General features: G+C 55.0%; 12 protein-coding genes and 1 pseudogene. 12 read left to right on the plus strand and 1 reads right to left on the minus strand.

Annotation, left to right across the window (positions count from 1 at the left end; all coding sequences use genetic code 11):
* Positions 1–10: 10 nt before the first annotated feature.
* From murD to lpxC, 9 genes and pseudogenes are all read left to right on the plus strand, one after another.
* The gene (gene murD, locus ACTHYN_RS07215) at positions 11–1,363 is read left to right on the plus strand and encodes a UDP-N-acetylmuramoyl-L-alanine--D-glutamate ligase (protein WP_441811786.1); all 1,353 of its coding nucleotides are present in this window, start codon (positions 11–13) and stop codon (positions 1,361–1,363) included.
* Complete coding sequence (gene ftsW, locus ACTHYN_RS07220; RefSeq protein ID WP_441811818.1) at positions 1,363–2,559, plus strand: putative lipid II flippase FtsW; 1,197 nt, start codon at positions 1,363–1,365, stop codon at positions 2,557–2,559. The genes murD and ftsW overlap by 1 nt, the downstream gene beginning before the upstream one ends.
* The gene (gene murG / locus ACTHYN_RS07225; RefSeq protein ID WP_441811787.1) at positions 2,556–3,662 is read left to right on the plus strand and encodes an undecaprenyldiphospho-muramoylpentapeptide beta-N-acetylglucosaminyltransferase; all 1,107 of its coding nucleotides are present in this window, start codon (positions 2,556–2,558) and stop codon (positions 3,660–3,662) included. The genes ftsW and murG overlap by 4 nt, the downstream gene beginning before the upstream one ends.
* Entirely contained in the window at positions 3,655–5,100 is a 1,446-nt protein-coding gene (murC, locus tag ACTHYN_RS07230) for a UDP-N-acetylmuramate--L-alanine ligase (RefSeq protein WP_441811788.1), read from the plus strand. The genes murG and murC overlap by 8 nt, the downstream gene beginning before the upstream one ends.
* Before the next feature lies 1 nt (position 5,101).
* Complete coding sequence (locus tag ACTHYN_RS07235) at positions 5,102–6,067, plus strand: D-alanine--D-alanine ligase (RefSeq protein WP_441811789.1); 966 nt, start codon at positions 5,102–5,104, stop codon at positions 6,065–6,067.
* Entirely contained in the window at positions 6,060–6,899 is an 840-nt protein-coding gene (locus ACTHYN_RS07240; protein ID WP_441811790.1) for a cell division protein FtsQ/DivIB, read from the plus strand. The genes ACTHYN_RS07235 and ACTHYN_RS07240 overlap by 8 nt, the downstream gene beginning before the upstream one ends.
* 36 nt (positions 6,900–6,935) lie before the next feature.
* Positions 6,936–8,171, plus strand: a complete 1,236-nt coding sequence (gene ftsA, locus ACTHYN_RS07245) for a cell division protein FtsA (protein WP_441811791.1) — start codon at positions 6,936–6,938, stop codon at positions 8,169–8,171.
* Positions 8,172–8,265: 94 nt separating this feature from the next.
* Positions 8,266–9,307, plus strand: a pseudogene (ftsZ, locus tag ACTHYN_RS07250) (cell division protein FtsZ); the annotation flags it as partial.
* Positions 9,308–9,631: 324 nt separating this feature from the next.
* On the plus strand, positions 9,632–10,549 hold the full coding sequence (gene lpxC / locus ACTHYN_RS07255) for a UDP-3-O-acyl-N-acetylglucosamine deacetylase (RefSeq protein WP_441811792.1): 918 nt from the start codon (positions 9,632–9,634) through the stop codon (positions 10,547–10,549).
* 11 nt (positions 10,550–10,560) lie between these two features.
* Here lpxC and ACTHYN_RS07260 read toward each other — a convergent pair whose 3' ends face one another.
* The gene (locus tag ACTHYN_RS07260) at positions 10,561–11,007 is read right to left on the minus strand and encodes a DciA family protein (protein WP_441811793.1); all 447 of its coding nucleotides are present in this window, start codon (positions 11,005–11,007) and stop codon (positions 10,561–10,563) included.
* Between the two features lie 213 nt (positions 11,008–11,220).
* Here ACTHYN_RS07260 and ACTHYN_RS07265 point away from each other — a divergent pair, with 213 nt between their 5' ends.
* From ACTHYN_RS07265 to argJ, 3 genes are all read left to right on the plus strand, one after another.
* On the plus strand, positions 11,221–12,174 hold the full coding sequence (locus tag ACTHYN_RS07265; RefSeq protein WP_441811794.1) for a M23 family metallopeptidase: 954 nt from the start codon (positions 11,221–11,223) through the stop codon (positions 12,172–12,174).
* 180 nt (positions 12,175–12,354) lie between these two features.
* Positions 12,355–15,105 carry a preprotein translocase subunit SecA gene (gene secA, locus ACTHYN_RS07270; protein ID WP_441811795.1) on the plus strand — a complete coding sequence of 917 codons (2,751 nt, stop codon included), beginning with the start codon at positions 12,355–12,357 and terminating at the stop codon, positions 15,103–15,105.
* A gap of 109 nt (positions 15,106–15,214) precedes the next feature.
* Positions 15,215–16,432, plus strand: coding sequence for a bifunctional glutamate N-acetyltransferase/amino-acid acetyltransferase ArgJ (gene argJ / locus ACTHYN_RS07275; protein ID WP_441811796.1), 1,218 nt, complete (start codon positions 15,215–15,217; stop codon positions 16,430–16,432).
* Position 16,433 lies beyond the last annotated feature (1 nt).

The raw sequence follows: 16,433 nt of genomic DNA on the forward strand, positions 1-16,433 counted from the left end.
CGGACGCATTATGAGTGTCATCATGTCAGATAATCGCACACTGGTAGTGGGGCTCGGTAAAACCGGGCTCTCCTGCGTGCGCTATCTGTTTGCACAAGGTCGGGAAATCGCGGTGGCTGATAACCGTGAATCGCCGCCGTGCCTGAATGATCTGCGTGCCGGGTGGCCTGATATACCTGTGTATCTTGGCCAGTTTGACCCTGAGCGGTTTGCCGGCTTCGGCGAGTTGATCGTAAGCCCGGGTGTCAGCATTGCTGAGCCTGCAATTGCTTATGCGGCCGAAGCAGGCGCGCGCATCCGTGGTGATATTGATGTATTTGCCGAGGTTGCCGATGCGCCCGTTATCGCAATAACCGGTTCCAATGGCAAAACCACGGTCGCCACACTGGTAGCCGAAATGGCTCGCGCGGCTGGTCGTCATGTTGAGGTTGGCGGAAACATTGGCATTCCGGCACTGGATTTGTTGGGACTGGGTGCTGAGCTGTATGTGCTTGAGCTCTCCAGCTTTCAGCTGGAAACCACCTCCCGACTGAATGCGCTGGCGGCCACGGTGCTTAATGTTAGCGACGACCATTTGGACCGCTACCCGAACAAGGTGAATTACTTTAAGGCCAAGCAGCGAATATTTCAGGGCTGCCAGAACGCCATTGTGAACCTGGACGACCACCAAAGCGCACCCATGGAACAGGGCAGTGGATGGTCTCGCTATTTCGGATTTGGTTGTGTCAATCCGGACACTTTTAGCACCCGGGAGGATGGCCAGGGCCTTTGGTTAACCTACGGGTCCGATGACATATTGAATGCCAGCGAACTGAAACTGGTGGGTTGGCACAACCTCAGTAATGTAATGGCGGCACTGGCACTGGGGTGCGCAGCCCGGTTGCCGATGGATGCCATGTTGGCAGCGGCGCGAACATTCAGCGGCCTGCCGCACAGGTGTGAGTTCGTGCGCAGGCTCGCCGCTGTGGATTATATCAATGATTCAAAAGGCACCAATGTAGGGGCGTCTGTCGCCGCTATAAAAAGTCTGGCGCCAGAAGGCGGAAAAATAGTACTGATCGCCGGCGGCGAGGGTAAGGGTGCGGAGTTTTCTGATCTGGCGGCGCCGGTCGCAACTTATTGCCGGGCGGTGGTGCTGATCGGTAGTGATGCAAATCGCATTGGCGAAGCTTTAGGGTCTGACGTCGCGGTTTATCGAGCCGAAACACTGGCCGGGGCGGTCGAAAAATCTGCTGGGTTGGCGCTGGAAGGCGATCGGGTTTTGTTTTCCCCGGCTTGTGCCAGTTTCGACATGTTCCGTGACTATGGCGATCGTGGCGATCAGTTTCGGGGCCTGGTTCTTTCTCTGGGGGAGGGGCTGTGATACAGGCAGGGCTCTCAACCTCACCCATACGAACGCAGTGGCCGGGAAACCTCCAGCCTTTGGCTGTTCTCATACTCAGCTCGGTTGCGCTGCTGATTATCGGCGTAGTGATGATCTCTTCAGCCTCCATGGATGTGGCTGTAGAAACCATGGGCAATGGTTATCACTATGTCATTCGTCAGCTTGTGTTCGCTGTGATGGGCTGCATGCTCGCTTTGGTGTCAGTTAATGTGCCAGTGGCCTGGTGGGAGCGCAGTGGCTGGCTGCTACTGGGCATAGGCATGCTTGTATTGATGCTGGTTCTGACACCGTTGGGTCGCACGGTCAATGGTTCAACCCGCTGGATTCCGTTTGGCCTGTTCAATGTGCAGGTGTCGGAAGTTGCGAAGCTGTGTTTGATCGCTTATCTGGCCGGCTATGTAGTGCGCCGGCGTGACCAGTTATTAAATACCTGGCCGGGCTTTCTGAAGCCTTTGGTAGTTTTGGGCCTGGCGTCTGCTCTGTTGGTGATTCAACCGGATTTTGGCGCCACCGTGGTTCTGGTTTCAGCCGCCGCTGGCATGATTTTCCTGAGTGGCGTGCGCCTTAGCCGGTTTGTACCGCTGATCGCAACATTGGTGGTGCTCGGGGTTATTCTGATACTGACTCAACCTTATCGCCTGAAGCGCGTCGTGAGCTATCTGGACCCCTGGAAAGATCAGTTTGACAGCGGCTATCAGCTAACCCAGTCGTTGATTGCATTCGGGCGCGGCGAATGGACCGGCGTTGGCTTGGGCGACTCAATACAGAAGCTGTTTTTTCTGCCAGAAGCTCACACAGACTTTATTTTCGCAATTATTGCCGAAGAGTTCGGGTTGTTGGGTTCATTGTTGGTGTTGGGGCTATTTACAGCGCTTGTTGTTGCCGGTTTTGTCATTGCCCGTCGGGCCGAGAAGGCGGGCATGCCTTTTGGTGCCTGTTTCGCCTATGGCATTACGCTGCTGATTGGCCTGCAAGCGGGAATCAACATGGCGGTCAGCACCGGTTTGCTGCCCACAAAAGGTCTGACCTTGCCACTGGTAAGCTACGGCGGCTCCAGTTTGATGGTCAACTGTGTATGTATCGGGGTTTTAGCCAGGGTTGAGATGGAGCGTCTGGATAAGGAAAAGCAAACGACGGATAAAGCCACCCCTCGTAAGCGGGGAGGTGCCTCATGAGTGAGTCGCGCAGTTTTTTGATGATGGCCGGAGGTACCGGAGGCCATGTGTTTCCGGCGCTGGCAACCGCTCGGGCGCTTGAGGCCGAAGGGCATCAAGTGCATTGGCTGGGTGCTACCGGAGGCATGGAGGAGCAACTGATTGGTGACACCGGCATTCCTCTGTCACTGATACATATTTCGGGGCTTAGGGGTAAGGGTAAGTTGGCCTTGCTTATGGCGCCGTTCCGGCTGATGCGGGCGCTGGGCGAGGCTTTCACCATTATGCGCCGTATTCGCCCGGATTGCGTGATTGGCATGGGTGGGTTTGTAACCGGCCCTGGTGGTGTGGCGGCATGGCTTACGAAAACGCCTTTGGTGATCCATGAACAAAATGCCATTGCCGGCATGACCAACCGTATTCTGGTGCGCTTCGCAAAAGCTGTATTGGAGGCCTTTCCTGGCAGCTTTGGCCCGGATGTAATTACCCGGTGTACCGGCAACCCGGTACGGGCAGATCTGGCAGCCCTGCCAGAACCGGAGCAGAGAATGGCTACACGCAACTGTGGGCCAGATACCAAAAAGCCTGCGTTACGGGTGTTGGTTGTCGGCGGCAGTTTGGGCGCTCAAGTGTTTAACCAGCAGTTACCAGAGGCCCTGGCAATGCTGCCGGAGCAGGAGCGGCCGTTGCTTCGCCACCAGTGTGGCAGAAAGCATGTGGAAGAGGCGCAAGCATCTTACCAGCGCAACGGCATTAAAGCCGATGTTGAGCCGTTTATAAAAAACATGGCAGAAGCATACAGCTGGGCAGACGTTGTGCTGTGCCGTGCCGGGGCTTTAACGGTTTCTGAGCTGTGTGCAGCGGGCATCGGGGCTATTTTGGTGCCATTTCCTCACGCTGTAGATGACCACCAAACGAAAAACGGCCAGCAAATGGTGAGTGCCAAAGCTGCCGTGCTTATACCTCAGTCGCAGCTGACACCAGCTGTGCTGGCAGAAACCCTGGGCGATCTCGCCAGGGATCGGGCCCGGGTTATGGATATGGCCAAGGCTGCACGTACGTTGGCTCGCCCCGATGCAACGGAGCGGGTCGTGAATTATTGTCTGGAGGCCGTTAATGGCTGATACAACCAATCCGCCACTTGTTTTTCAAGTACCGGAAATGCGCCGAATTCGCCACATTCATTTTGTGGGTATCGGTGGCGCCGGCATGAGCGGCATTGCAGAAGTCCTTAAAAACCAGGGTTATGACGTATCTGGATCAGACCTGAAAGAAGGTGTGGTCACAGGTCGTCTCAAGGCTATGGGTATTGAGGTTCAGATTGGACACCGGGAAGAGAACAGCGCGCAAGCCGATGTGGTCGTGATTTCTTCCGCTGTAAGCTCTGATAACCCGGAAGTAGCTTCAGCTCGCAGCCGCAGAGTGCCTATTGTGCCCCGGGCAGAAATGCTGGCTGAGGTCATGCGCTACCGCCATGGTATTGCGGTAGCGGGCACCCATGGCAAAACCACTACCACCAGCCTGATTGCTTCGGTGCTGGGTGAGGCAGGGCTTGATCCCACTTTTGTAATCGGCGGCAAGCTCAATAGTGCAGGCACCAATGCCAAGCTAGGTGGCTCACGCTATCTGGTCGCTGAGGCGGACGAGAGCGATGCCTCCTTCTTGCATCTCACGCCAACGATTTCGGTGGTAACCAATATCGAAGCCGACCACATGGATACCTACGGCGGCGACGTTGAAAAACTCAAGCAAACGTTTGTGGATTTCCTCCATAACCTACCGTTTTACGGCCTGGCTGTGATGTGTGTGGATGATGGTTATGTGCAAGAGATTATCCCCCGGATTGCCCGGGCGATTATCACCTACGGCATCGACAACCCGGATGCTGATTATCGGGCCGAGAACATAGTCACCGACGGCCTGAGAACTCACTTTTTAGTCAAGCGTCCAGGTGACCGCAGTGATCTGACGGTAGAACTGAAAATGCCCGGACGCCACAACGTCCTCAATGCGCTGGCTGCTATTGCCGTAGCAACCGATGACGGCGTTGCGGACGAGGCGATTTGTAAGGGGTTGGCAGTTTTTGCGGGTGTTGGTCGTCGTTTTCAGGTTTATGGCGACTACCAGACACCGAAAGGCATGATCACGCTGGTTGATGATTATGGTCACCACCCCACTGAAGTAGAAGCGGTGATTCGCGCAGCTCACGATGCCTGGCCCGGAAGGCGCCTGGTGATGTTGTACCAGCCTCACAGATTCTCCAGAACCCGTGATTTGTATGAAGATTTTGTGCGGGTACTGTCAGAAGTCGATGGCTTGCTATTGATGGATGTTTACTCTGCCGGCGAAGCCGCCATCCCGGGCGCAGATGGCAGAGCTTTGTGCCGCAGCATACGTCAGCGCGGCAAGATAGAACCCATATTTATAGAAGATAATCGCGAAATCGAGAGCCTGCTGCAGGGTGTTCTGCAAGATGGTGACCTCCTGATGACACAGGGCGCAGGCGACATTGCCGGTGTAGTGACCCGGTTGGCAGCAGCAGGAGTGATTGCAGGTGAGTGATATGCAGCATCCCCAGATTCCCGCGTATCAAGCCGAGCCAGAACTGGTTCGGGCGCTAGGGCGTGTGGCTGTGTTTATGGGCGGAGACTCTGCTGAGCGTGAGGTTTCTCTCAGCAGCGGTAAGGCGGTTCTGGCAGCGCTGGTGTCTGCCGGCGTTGATGCCTTCGCTATGGATGTTCAGGGCTGCCTCCTGAAAACGGTCGAAAATCCTCAGTTTGATCGGGTGTTTATAGCCTTGCACGGTCGGGGCGGCGAAGACGGAACGCTGCAAGCCATTCTTTCCCAGGCGGGTATTCCCTATACCGGTAGTGAAGTGATGGCGTCGGCTCTGGCGATGGACAAATTACGCACAAAATATGTGTTTGCGGGTTGTGGGCTGGCAACACCAAAATTCAGAACCATGTCGGCCGCTGCGGAAGCGGAACAAATTGTTCAGGCGCTGCGCCTGCCGCTGAGTGTTAAACCATCCCGCGAAGGCTCCAGCATCGGGATTCGCAAGGTAAACAGTGCCGCTGAGCTGGTTGAAGCCTACGAAGCGGCTGCTGCGCTGGATACCTCGGTACTCATAGAAGAGTGGGTAGAAGGACCGGAGTTTACCGTTAGCGTGTTGCAAGACAGTGCTCTGCCGGCTATCGGATTGAGCACAGATCATGTGTTCTACGACTATGACGCGAAATACCTGGCAGACGACACCCGCTACCGGATTCCTTGCGGGCTTGCGCCCCAGGATGAAGTGACGTTGCAAAACCTCGCACTGGAAGCCTTTCGGGTAGTGGGCTGTCGTACCTGGGGCCGGGTAGACATCATGCAGGATGCCGTCGGCGAGTTTTGGCTGCTGGAAGTGAACACAGTACCTGGCATGACTGATCACAGCCTGGTGCCCATGGCTGCGAAAGCCGCAGGCATCAGTTTCGAAGAGTTGGTGGTGCGCATACTTCAAGACACATTGGAGGACGCCGATGCTTGAAACACTGCTGATCCGGAGTGGGGCGGTACCGTCCGACCCTCCCCGGCGCCGGGGAGCAACCTCCCTTGGGCCGGAGAAGGACCGGTTTGGTGTGTTGAAAGCTGTATTGGCGGCGGTGCCCTGGCTGCAAGCGGGTATGGGGATCGCCATTTTGCTGGCGGCAGGTTTGGTGCCCTGGGCAACAGGCAAAGTGCTGGGCGCTATGGATCAGCAAATTTTGGCGATTGATGTTAATGGCGAGTTTATTGGCGACAGCCGCGTTGCGATTGAGCGCCAGGCAGGGAGCTGGATTGGCAAAAGCTACTTCTCAACGGATCTTTCGGACATTAAGGCCGATCTTGAGAAGCGTCCCTGGGTTGAGACGGTCGCTGTGCGTCGGGTATGGCCGGATCGGCTGGAAATAGACATTCGGGAGAAAAAGCCTTTGGCCTACTGGAACGACGGGCGCCTGGTCAGCCGCACAGGCGAGTTGTTTATGCCGCCCAATCCGGAGGTGGCAGGGCGTTTGCCAAAGCTTGCGGGCCCTGATGAGCGGGTGCGCGACGTGATCAGTATGGCGCGCACCATGAGCGACAAGTTAGTAGGGCACGGTCTGGGGTTTTCTGCGCTTTCTTTGGAGCGTCGGGGGGCCTGGACTCTTCGCCTGTCAAACGGAATTGAAGTAGTGCTCGGCCGGGACCAGGTCGCGAAGCGTTTTGAGCGCTTTATCACAGTGTATGAAAACCGGCTGATATCAAGGTCGGACGAAGTTAGCCGGGTAGATGCCCGCTACACCAATGGTGTAGCGGTTCAATGGAAGCAGGCCCAGGTCGCTTCCAGCCCGAAAACATAGAAACAGTAAATTCAGACCTACGGTTTGGTGGAATACATGTCATCGGTTGAAACGGAAAACATGATTGTCGGCTTGGATATCGGAACCTCGAAAGTGGTTGCGATCGTCGGCAAACGCAAAATGGACGGAACCATTGAGGTGGTGGGTATTGGTTCTCACCCGTCCCGGGGACTGAAGCGGGGCGTGGTGGTCAATATAGAAACCACGGTTCAGGCGATCCAGCGCGCGGTGGAAGAGGCCGAGCTGATGGCAGGTTGCCGTATCCACTCTGTGTATGCCGGGATCGCAGGCAGCCATATAAAAAGCCTTAACTCCCACGGCATTGTCGCCATTCGCGACCGGGAAGTGACTCAGGCGGATATTGATCGCGTGATAGACGCGGCCCAGGCGGTTGCCATTCCTGCCGATCAGAAAATCCTGCACATTTTGCCCCAGGAATTTGTCATCGATAACCAGGAAGGCATTAAGGAGCCCATGGGGATGTCTGGTGTACGTCTGGAAGCCAAGGTCCATCTTGTGACCTGTGCTGTCAACGCTGCCCAGAACATCGAAAAGTGCATTCGCCGCTGCGGCCTTGAGGCAGACGATGTCATTTTGGAGCAGCTGGCTTCCAGCCACGCAATCCTCACCGAAGACGAAAAAGAGCTGGGTGTCTGCGTTGTTGATATGGGGGGTGGCACTACGGACATTGCGGTATTTACGGGCGGCGCTATCCGCCACACAGCCGTTATACCCATTGCCGGCGACCAGGTTACTAACGACATCGCTATGGCACTGCGCACGCCCACGCAGAACGCGGAAGAGATCAAAATCAAATACGCCTGCGCCCTGACGCAACTGGCCGGCGCCGACGAAACCATCAAGGTACCAAGCGTTGGTGATCGTGCGCCCCGGGATCTCTCACGGCAAGCCCTGGCAGAGGTGGTTGAGCCACGCTACGAAGAGCTGTTTGCCCTGGTGCAGTCAGAACTGCGTCGTTCAGGGTTCGAGGATCTCATTCCTGCAGGCATCGTGATTACCGGCGGCTCCTCCACCATGGAGGGTGTGGTGGAGCTGGCTGAAGAAATCTTCCACATGCCGGTAAGGCTGGCCTGCCCGCAGGCGGTATCCGGTATGACAGAAGTTGTTGATAACCCGATATACGCGACAGGCGTGGGGTTATTGATTCATGGTTTTCGGCAAATGGATCTTGGCCGGACACCTGTGCTCAAAGGTGAAGATGCACCTTCGCTGATTGAGCGCATGAAAGCCTGGTTTACCGGTCATTTCTGACGGTTCCGGGAAAGCAGAAAAGACGATATCTCGAAAATAAAATCTCGAATAAACAGCCTGGAACAAGGCTGACACAGCACGAAGGAGAAGGGGAATGTTTGAACTAGTCGATAATGTCCAACAAAACGCTGTCATTAAAGTAGTGGGTGTCGGTGGTGGCGGTGGTAACGCCGTGCGACACATGCTCAATAGTGACGTCGAGGGTGTAGAGTTTATCTGCGCCAACACAGATGCCCAGGCGCTGACTGATATGGATGCGCGTCAAATTATCCAGTTGGGCGGTAATATTACAAAGGGCCTGGGCGCAGGGGCGAATCCGGAAATCGGTCGTCAATCTGCCCTGGAAGATCGTGATCGCATTGCCGAAGCCATCAAAGGCGCGGATATGGTGTTTATTACCGCTGGCATGGGCGGCGGTACTGGCACAGGTGCTGCACCTGTAGTTGCCGAGGTTGCCCGGGAAATGGGCATTCTGACAGTCGCCGTGGTCACCAAGCCTTTCAGTTTTGAAGGCGGCAAGCGGATGAGCCTGGCAGATGAGGGGCTGAGGGAACTGGAAGACAGCGTTGATTCGTTGATCACCATTCCTAACGAAAAGCTGCTTGCAGTGCTGGGCAAGAAAACCAGCCTGCTAGACGCATTTGCTGCGGCGAACGATGTGCTGCTTGGCGCGGTTCAGGGTATTGCAGATCTTATTACTCGCAACGGCATGATTAACGTTGACTTTGCCGACGTGAAGACAGTGATGTCCGAGATGGGTATGGCCATGATGGGTACGGCACGGGCCACTGGCGAGAACCGTGCGCGGGAAGCAGCTGAAGCCGCTATCAAGAGTCCGCTTCTGGAAGACGTTAACCTGCAGGGTGCCAAGGGTATTCTGGTTAACATTACCGCTGGCATGGATCTCAACCTGGGTGAATTCTCCGAGGTGGGTGACATTGTGCGTGAGTTTGCTTCCGATTCAGCGACAGTTGTTGTAGGTACTGTTATAGATCCGGATATGACCGAAGAGTTGAAGGTCACGGTTGTTGCCACGGGGCTTGGCGGGGATCATGAAAAGCCAACCAAAGTCGTGGATAACACCCGCACCCTGGATGGAAAAACCGATTACAACCAGCTGGACCGCCCTGCAATCCTGCGTCGCCGTGCGGTATCTCACGGTAATGTGGCGGTTGACCAGAGCAAAGAAAGCGAAGAGCAGGGAGTGGACTATCTCGATATTCCCGCATTCCTTCGCAGGCAGGCAGACTGATAATCTGGGACGACTGATGTTTGAAGTGGGGCTGTGCCTGTGCAGACGGGCCACCAGTTCGAACCACGATGCGCTGATTGCCGATGGTCGTATTGCGTGAAATTTAAGCAATATCGAATTGTGCAAATGGTACTCAGTCGTGTTTTTTGATATTCTGACGCGAAGTTTTGTTTAGAATATTGCCAATTATTGACGGAATAACGAACCGATGATCAGACAACGGACACTTAAAAACACGATCCGTGCTACCGGCGTAGGACTGCATTCGGGGGAAAAGGTTTACCTTACCCTGAAGCCAGCTCCGGTAGATTCGGGAATCATTTTCCGGCGTACAGATCTTGACCCCGTGGTCGAAATCAAAGCCTGCGCCGAAAATGTGGGTGAGACCATGCTGTCCACGACGCTGGTAAAAGACGGTGTCCGTGTGGCGACAATTGAGCATTTGTTGTCGGCTATGGCTGGTCTCGGTATCGATAACTGCTTTGTTGAGCTGAGCGCTTCAGAAGTGCCGATTATGGACGGTTCTGCCGGTCCGTTCGTCTTTCTGTTGCAGTCTGCCGGCATTGCCGAGCAGGAAGCTGCCAAGCGGTTCATTCGCATCAAGCGGGAAGTGACCCTTGAAGAAGACGACAAAAAGGCAACTTTCCTGCCGTTTGAAGGTTTTAAAGTGAGCTTTGGTATCGACTTTGATCACCCGGTGTTCAAAGGCCGTGCCCAGACCGCGACCGTAGATTTTTCAAGCACGTCTTTCGTAAAGGAAGTCAGCCGCGCACGGACTTTCGGGTTTATGCGTGACATTGAAAAACTGCGGGCGATGAACCTGGCGCTAGGTGGCAGTGTAGACAACGCCATCGTGGTAGACGACTACAAAATTCTGAACGAAGACGGTCTTCGCTACGATGACGAGTTCGTCAAACACAAAGTGCTGGATGCAATCGGAGATCTGTACCTGTTAGGCAATAGCCTGATTGGCGAGTTCCGCGGCATTAAATCCGGTCATGGTCTGAATAACAAGCTGCTACGCAAGCTCAGAGCGGAAGAAGATGCATGGGAGGTGGTTACCTTTGATAATGAAGAAACCGCACCTATCTCCTACATGAAGCCTGTGCTGGCGGTACCGGTTTAAGGCGGGAAGCCTTAATCCCGAACGTGGCTTGCGAGTTTTTCGAGAATCTCGCGTAGTTTTGTGTCCTTCGTGTGCCCGGCTTCTTCTTTCAGAAGCTGGGCATTTTCTTTACTTAGAGGGATTTTTTTCGCTGGCGGCTTATCATGAAACCGTGGCGGTACCACTTTTACCTTAAGCTTCCATACAAATCGGAACAGCTCGTTCTCCCGCACATTTTCCATGATTTCATGTTGGCGGAAACGGATCTGGCTGGCTTTTCCGGCACTCTCTGCAGATAAGACCAACTCTCCATCCGAGCAGCTAACAAAGCGGGTGCCCGCCTGCAACGCAGTTGGTAACGAGGCCCGCACCTGCTCTTCTGCCATGCTGTGGGTGTTGGCTTTTGCCATCAGTTCTCGCAGTACCGGGGTTCTTCCCAGGTTGTCGAAGGTCATTTTTTGCTCATTTCTTCCTTTCATAAGGCGTTTTCCGCTCGACGGCCACGATAACGATTGGTTACACTTCGGCACCTTTTGTACGTGGTGCCAGCGCTGCTCTTGTTTTACCTTGTTGTAACTGAGTATGTCTACCGGGCGCTACGATTTAATCAGTACGTAGTTGTTGCTAAGGATGGCAGACCCGCTCGGATTATTCCGGGCTGCGACACTACAGGAAATGGTTGCGGCTCATCCATGAATTCAGAAGACACTATGAATATCATTCTTGTTGGCAAAAGCCACGGAAAATCCCGTGTGCTGGCGCTTAATGGTCCAATTACATTTGCCCTGGCGCTTGCTGGGGCGGCATTAATTGCTGCCGCGGGCTGGGCGGGGTACAGCGTGGCGCTAAACCAGGCGGATGCCCGGGAACCTTCGGATTCGCAGCTAATAACGGAGTGGCGAAGCAAGCTCAGCGAACAAAAAACCGAGTTGGCCGGCGTGCAGCAGAACGTTCAGGATCAGGTAGACGCGCTTACGTTGCGGCTTGGTGAGATTCAGGGCCGCTTGTTGCGACTCGATGCCTTGGGGCAGCGTTTTGTTGAGTCTGGTCTGGTTGCCAGTGACGAGTTCGATTTCAACCAACCGGCTGCAGTGGGTGGCCCTGAAGAATCGCTCCCTGCTGATTCGTTTTCGGCGCCAGAGCTCACTCGAATGATCGATGAGCTGGAACACAAGATCCAGGACCGGGAGCAACAGCTACGCTTGTTGGATCAGGTTTCTTCACGTCAAAAACTGGAAGATGAACTGTATCTGGAAGGCCGCCCAATTAACTGGGGTTGGCTATCCTCGCGTTACGGCTACCGTTCGGACCCGTTCAACGGAAAGCGTACCTGGCATGCAGGAGTGGATCTTGCCGGCAAAGACGGCAGCGATATTATTTCTGTGGCAGGTGGGGTAGTCACTTATGCGGCTGAGCGGTATGGTTATGGTAATCTGGTTGAAGTAGACCATGGGGATGGCCTGGTGACCCGCTATGCGCACTGCAAGACCGTAAAGGTCAAGACGGGTGACGTTGTACAGAAAGGGCAGGTACTGGCGCTGATGGGAAGCACTGGTCGCTCAACTGGCCCCCATGTGCATTTTGAGGTTATCCGCAATGGTAAAACCGAGAACCCCGAAACGTACATTAAAAGGGCAAGTCGTTAATTTGTCAGGTTTCGCTTGACGCGTGTTTAGCCCCCCCTCAGTCCCATCAGCTACATTTTTTCCCGGTATTTGGCACAGGATAGCCCCTGAACCTCGGCTATGTGAGCCCTGCCTTTTGTCCTGTCACTAAATAAGGTTAGAATGCCGGCTTCCTCCGTTTAATCAAAGAAGCATTGGTCTATGTTCTCAAAGTTTGCAACCAAGATGTTCGGCAGTAAAAATGCCAGAGAAATCAAGAGAATGCGCAAGTTGACTTTGCGTGTTAATGAGCTTGAAGAGCAGTTTGGCAATCTGGCGGACACCGAGTTGCAGGGCAAAACGGCCGAGTTCCGTCGCCGACTCGACGAAGGCGAGAGCCTGGATGCACTGCTGCCCGAGGCTTTTGCCACGGTTCGTGAAGCCGGGCGGCGTGTTATGGGGATGCGCCACTACGATGTGCAGTTGATTGGCGGTATCACTCTGCACGAGGGTCGGATTGCGGAGATGAAGACCGGTGAGGGTAAAACGCTGGTTGCAACGGCTGCTGTGTACCTCAACGCTATCCCGGGCAAGGGTGTGCACGTGATAACCGTGAACGACTATCTGGCCAGCCGTGATGCGGAGTGGATGGGCAAGCTTTATCGTTTCCTCGGGTTGCAGGTAGGCGTGGTTGTTGCCGGTCAGGCACCTGAAGACAAGCGTGCTGCGTATCAAGCTGATATCACCTATGGCACCAACAACGAGTTTGGCTTTGATTACCTGCGTGACAACATGGCTTTCAGCACCGAAGACAAGGTGCAGCGTGGTCTTAACTACGCCATTGTGGACGAAGTTGACTCCATTCTTATCGATGAAGCGCGCACGCCACTCATTATTTCCGGTGCTGCGGAAGATAGCTCCAAGGCCTATCTGGCGATCAATGAACTGATCCCGGGTTTGGAGTTAGGCGAGGAAAGTGAGGAGGGGGAACCCTCTGGCGACTTCACCATTGATGAAAAATCGCGGCAGGTTGAGTTGACAGAAGCAGGCCACGAAAGAGTCGAAGAACTGCTGCTGAGCCGCGAACTGCTGCAAGAAGGCGAAAGTCTTTACTCTGCTGCTAATCTTAGCTTGCTGCATCATGTGCACTCAGCACTTCGTGCCCATCATCTGTTCCAAAAAGATGTGGATTATATTGTTCAGGGCGGCCAGGTTGTCATTGTTGACGAACACACCGGCCGCACCATGCCAGGCCGTCGCTGGAGTGAAGGCCTGCACCAGGCAATGGAAGCAAAGGAAGGTCTGAAAATTCAGGCTGAGAGCCAGACTCTGGCGTCGACCACGTTCCAGAATTACTTCCGGCTGTATAACAAGCTTGGCGGCATGACGGGCACGGCTGATACCGAAGCCTTCGAGTTCCGCCAGATATACGGGCTTGATGTGGTGGTTATACCGCCTAACAAGCCGATCCAGCGTACGGATTACAACGATCTTGTTTACCTGACTCAGGATGAGAAGTTCCACGCCATCATTGATGAGATCAAGGATGTGACGGGCGAGGGCAGGCCTATTCTTGTGGGTACGGCGTCTATCGAGGCGTCTGAAATGCTCTCTATGCTGCTGAAAAAGGCTCGTATTGAGCACAAGATCCTCAACGCCAAGCAGCATGAGTCAGAGGCACAGATTATTGCCCAGGCCGGTCGTCCGGGAGCGGTTACCATCGCGACCAACATGGCTGGCCGGGGTACGGATATTGTATTGGGCGGTAACTGGGAGCACGAGGCGGCTGCCATGGGAGACGCGACAGAGGAGGAAGTTGCGCGCCTCAAAGCCGAGTGGACCGAGCGTCATAATCAGGTTCTGGATGCCGGCGGCTTGCACATTGTGGGTACCGAGCGCCACGAATCCCGCCGTATCGACAACCAGCTGCGTGGCCGTGCAGGTCGCCAGGGTGACCCGGGTTCTTCCCGCTTCTTCCTCTCCCTTGAAGATAATCTGATGCGTATTTTTGCGCCAGACAAGGTTAAGAGCCTGATGCAGGCGATGGGTATGAAGCAGGGCGAGGCCATTGAGCATCGTATGGTTACCAACGCTATTGAGAAGTCCCAGCGCAAGGTTGAGGGGCGTAACTTCGATATGCGTAAAACGCTGCTTGAGTACGATGACGTTGCCAACGACCAGCGCACGGTTATCTATGATCAGCGGAACGAAGTAATGTCATCCGAGGATGTCTCCGAGATGGTCGACACCATTCGTGAAGACGTTGTGGATGTGCTGATTAGCGAACATATTCCGCCCCAGAGTATGCCCGAGCAATGGGATATAGCGGGCCTCGAAAGTCAGCTGCAATCAGAAATGGGTATCGATCTGCCCGTTCAGTCCTGGCTGGAAGAAGACAGCAAGTTATTTGAAGAGAATTTGCGCCAGAAGATTCTGGACGAAATTGTGGCTGCCTACCGGGCCAAGGAAGAGGTGGCCGGGGCTGAATCCATGCGTAAATTCGAGAAGCAGGTTTTTCTGCAGGTTCTCGATACGCTTTGGAAAGAGCACCTCTCAAACATGGACCACCTGCGCCGTGGTATCCATTTGCGGGGCTATGCACAGAAGAACCCGAAACAGGAATACAAGCGTGAAGCCTTCAACATGTTTGAAGCCATGCTTGAAACCATGAAGCGTGACGTCGCCCGCGTGCTTTGTCATGTTCGGGTTCAGAGCCGGGAGGAGCTGGAAGAAGTTGAACGTCGCCGCAAAGAGGAGCTTGAGCAGGAGCTGGCCAAGGCGCGCCTGCGCCACGATGAGACCAGCGCTACGGCACAGGGCGAAGACGAAAAAAGGGACGATGGCGGCGCCAGTGATTCCCGGCAAACAACGCCAGAAACCTTTGTGCGACAGGAGCGCAAAGTGGGGCGAAATGAGCCCTGCCCATGCGGATCCGGCAAAAAATTCAAGCAGTGTTGTGGCAAGGTAAGCTAGCCGTAACGCCCGAAAAGAAAGCAAGGAACGGAGCCCGCAATCAACCAGCTGCCTGGTAGACTGCGGGCTTTTCGTTTTAAGACAGATTCATAGATGAAGGAGTGGCAGGATGGCGGTCGGACCCGGAGCCTTACCCGAGTTTTTTCCCGTAGCGGGTGTCAGGCTTGGCATTGCCAGTGCAGGCATTAAAACCCCCGGGCGCAACGATGTAGTGGTGTTTGAGCTGGCGCCAGGTAGTCGGGTGGCTGGCCTGTTTACCCGCAATCAGTTCTGCGCTGCGCCGGTTACGGTGTGCCGCCAGCACCTGGCCGAAAAAGCGCCGCGTTACCTTTTGGTCAACACGGGCAATGCTAATGCGGGTACGGGCGCTCGAGGCATGGAAGACGCGCTTGCCTGCTGCCAGGCTTTGGCAGGTAATGCCGGCGTGACTGCCTCAGAAGTGCTGCCATTCTCCACTGGCGTGATTGGTGAACCCTTGCCGGTTCAAAAAATTCTGAGCGTGCTGCCGGAGGCGCTGGCCAATGCTGAAGGCAACCGCTGGGCGGAAGCTGCCAGTGGCATTATGACGACCGACACTCGCCCTAAAGGGGCTTCTGTACAGGTTGACCTGGGTGAACACAAGGTTACTATTTCCGGCATCAGTAAAGGTGCTGGCATGATTCGCCCGAACATGGCCACAATGCTCGGTTTTATTGCTACGGACGCCCGCATCGCACCAGATGCGCTGCAAATGCTGGCATCGGAACTTGGCGAGCTGTCGTTTAACCGGATCACCATCGACGGCGATACTTCCACCAACGATGCCTGCACACTGATAGCCAGTGGCCAATACGGCGGCCCGGAAATCACTCTGGACAGCCCGCACTTGCCAGTGCTTCGTGAGGCCCTGAAAATGGTTTATCTGGACCTCGCGCACGCCATCGTGCGTGATGGCGAAGGTGCGACGAAATTTGTCACCATTCAGGTCAGTGGCGCTGCGACGCAGCAAGAGGCGCTGGATGTGGCTTATACGGTGGCGCACTCACCTTTGGTGAAAACCGCGCTGTTTGCAGCGGACGCCAACTGGGGGCGGGTTTTGGCCGCAGTAGGGCGAGCGGGTGTTGCGGGTCTGGATATTAACGCTCTGGAGATTTACCTCGGCGATGTTTGCCTGGTGCGCGATGGTGGCCGGGCCGAAGACTATACTGAGGAGCGTGGCCAGGCGGTTATGCACCAGGAAGAAATCACCATCGGCATTGACCTGAAACGGGGTGATGTCAGTGAAACGGTTTGGACCTGTGATCTGTCCCACGAGTATGTAAGCATTAACGCAGACTACCGTAGCTAAG

The organism is Marinobacter sp., assembly GCF_052091845.1.
GTDB lineage: Bacteria > Pseudomonadota > Gammaproteobacteria > Pseudomonadales > Oleiphilaceae > Marinobacter.

Excerpts from the sequence above, each read along its gene's own strand:
- murD (WP_441811786.1), top strand. The coding sequence starts at position 11 with ATGAGTGTCATCATGTCAGATAATCGCACACTGGTAGTGGGGCTCGGT.
- murG (WP_441811787.1), top strand. The coding sequence starts at position 2,556 with ATGAGTGAGTCGCGCAGTTTTTTGATGATGGCCGGAGGTACCGGAGGC.
- murC (WP_441811788.1), top strand. The coding sequence starts at position 3,655 with ATGGCTGATACAACCAATCCGCCACTTGTTTTTCAAGTACCGGAAATG.
- ACTHYN_RS07235 (WP_441811789.1), top strand. The coding sequence starts at position 5,102 with ATGCAGCATCCCCAGATTCCCGCGTATCAAGCCGAGCCAGAACTGGTT.
- ACTHYN_RS07240 (WP_441811790.1), top strand. The coding sequence starts at position 6,060 with ATGCTTGAAACACTGCTGATCCGGAGTGGGGCGGTACCGTCCGACCCT.
- ftsA (WP_441811791.1), top strand. The coding sequence starts at position 6,936 with ATGTCATCGGTTGAAACGGAAAACATGATTGTCGGCTTGGATATCGGA.
- lpxC (WP_441811792.1), top strand. The coding sequence starts at position 9,632 with ATGATCAGACAACGGACACTTAAAAACACGATCCGTGCTACCGGCGTA.
- ACTHYN_RS07260 (WP_441811793.1), bottom strand. The coding sequence starts at position 11,007 with ATGAAAGGAAGAAATGAGCAAAAAATGACCTTCGACAACCTGGGAAGA.
- ACTHYN_RS07265 (WP_441811794.1), top strand. The coding sequence starts at position 11,221 with ATGAATTCAGAAGACACTATGAATATCATTCTTGTTGGCAAAAGCCAC.
- secA (WP_441811795.1), top strand. The coding sequence starts at position 12,355 with ATGTTCTCAAAGTTTGCAACCAAGATGTTCGGCAGTAAAAATGCCAGA.
- argJ (WP_441811796.1), top strand. The coding sequence starts at position 15,215 with ATGGCGGTCGGACCCGGAGCCTTACCCGAGTTTTTTCCCGTAGCGGGT.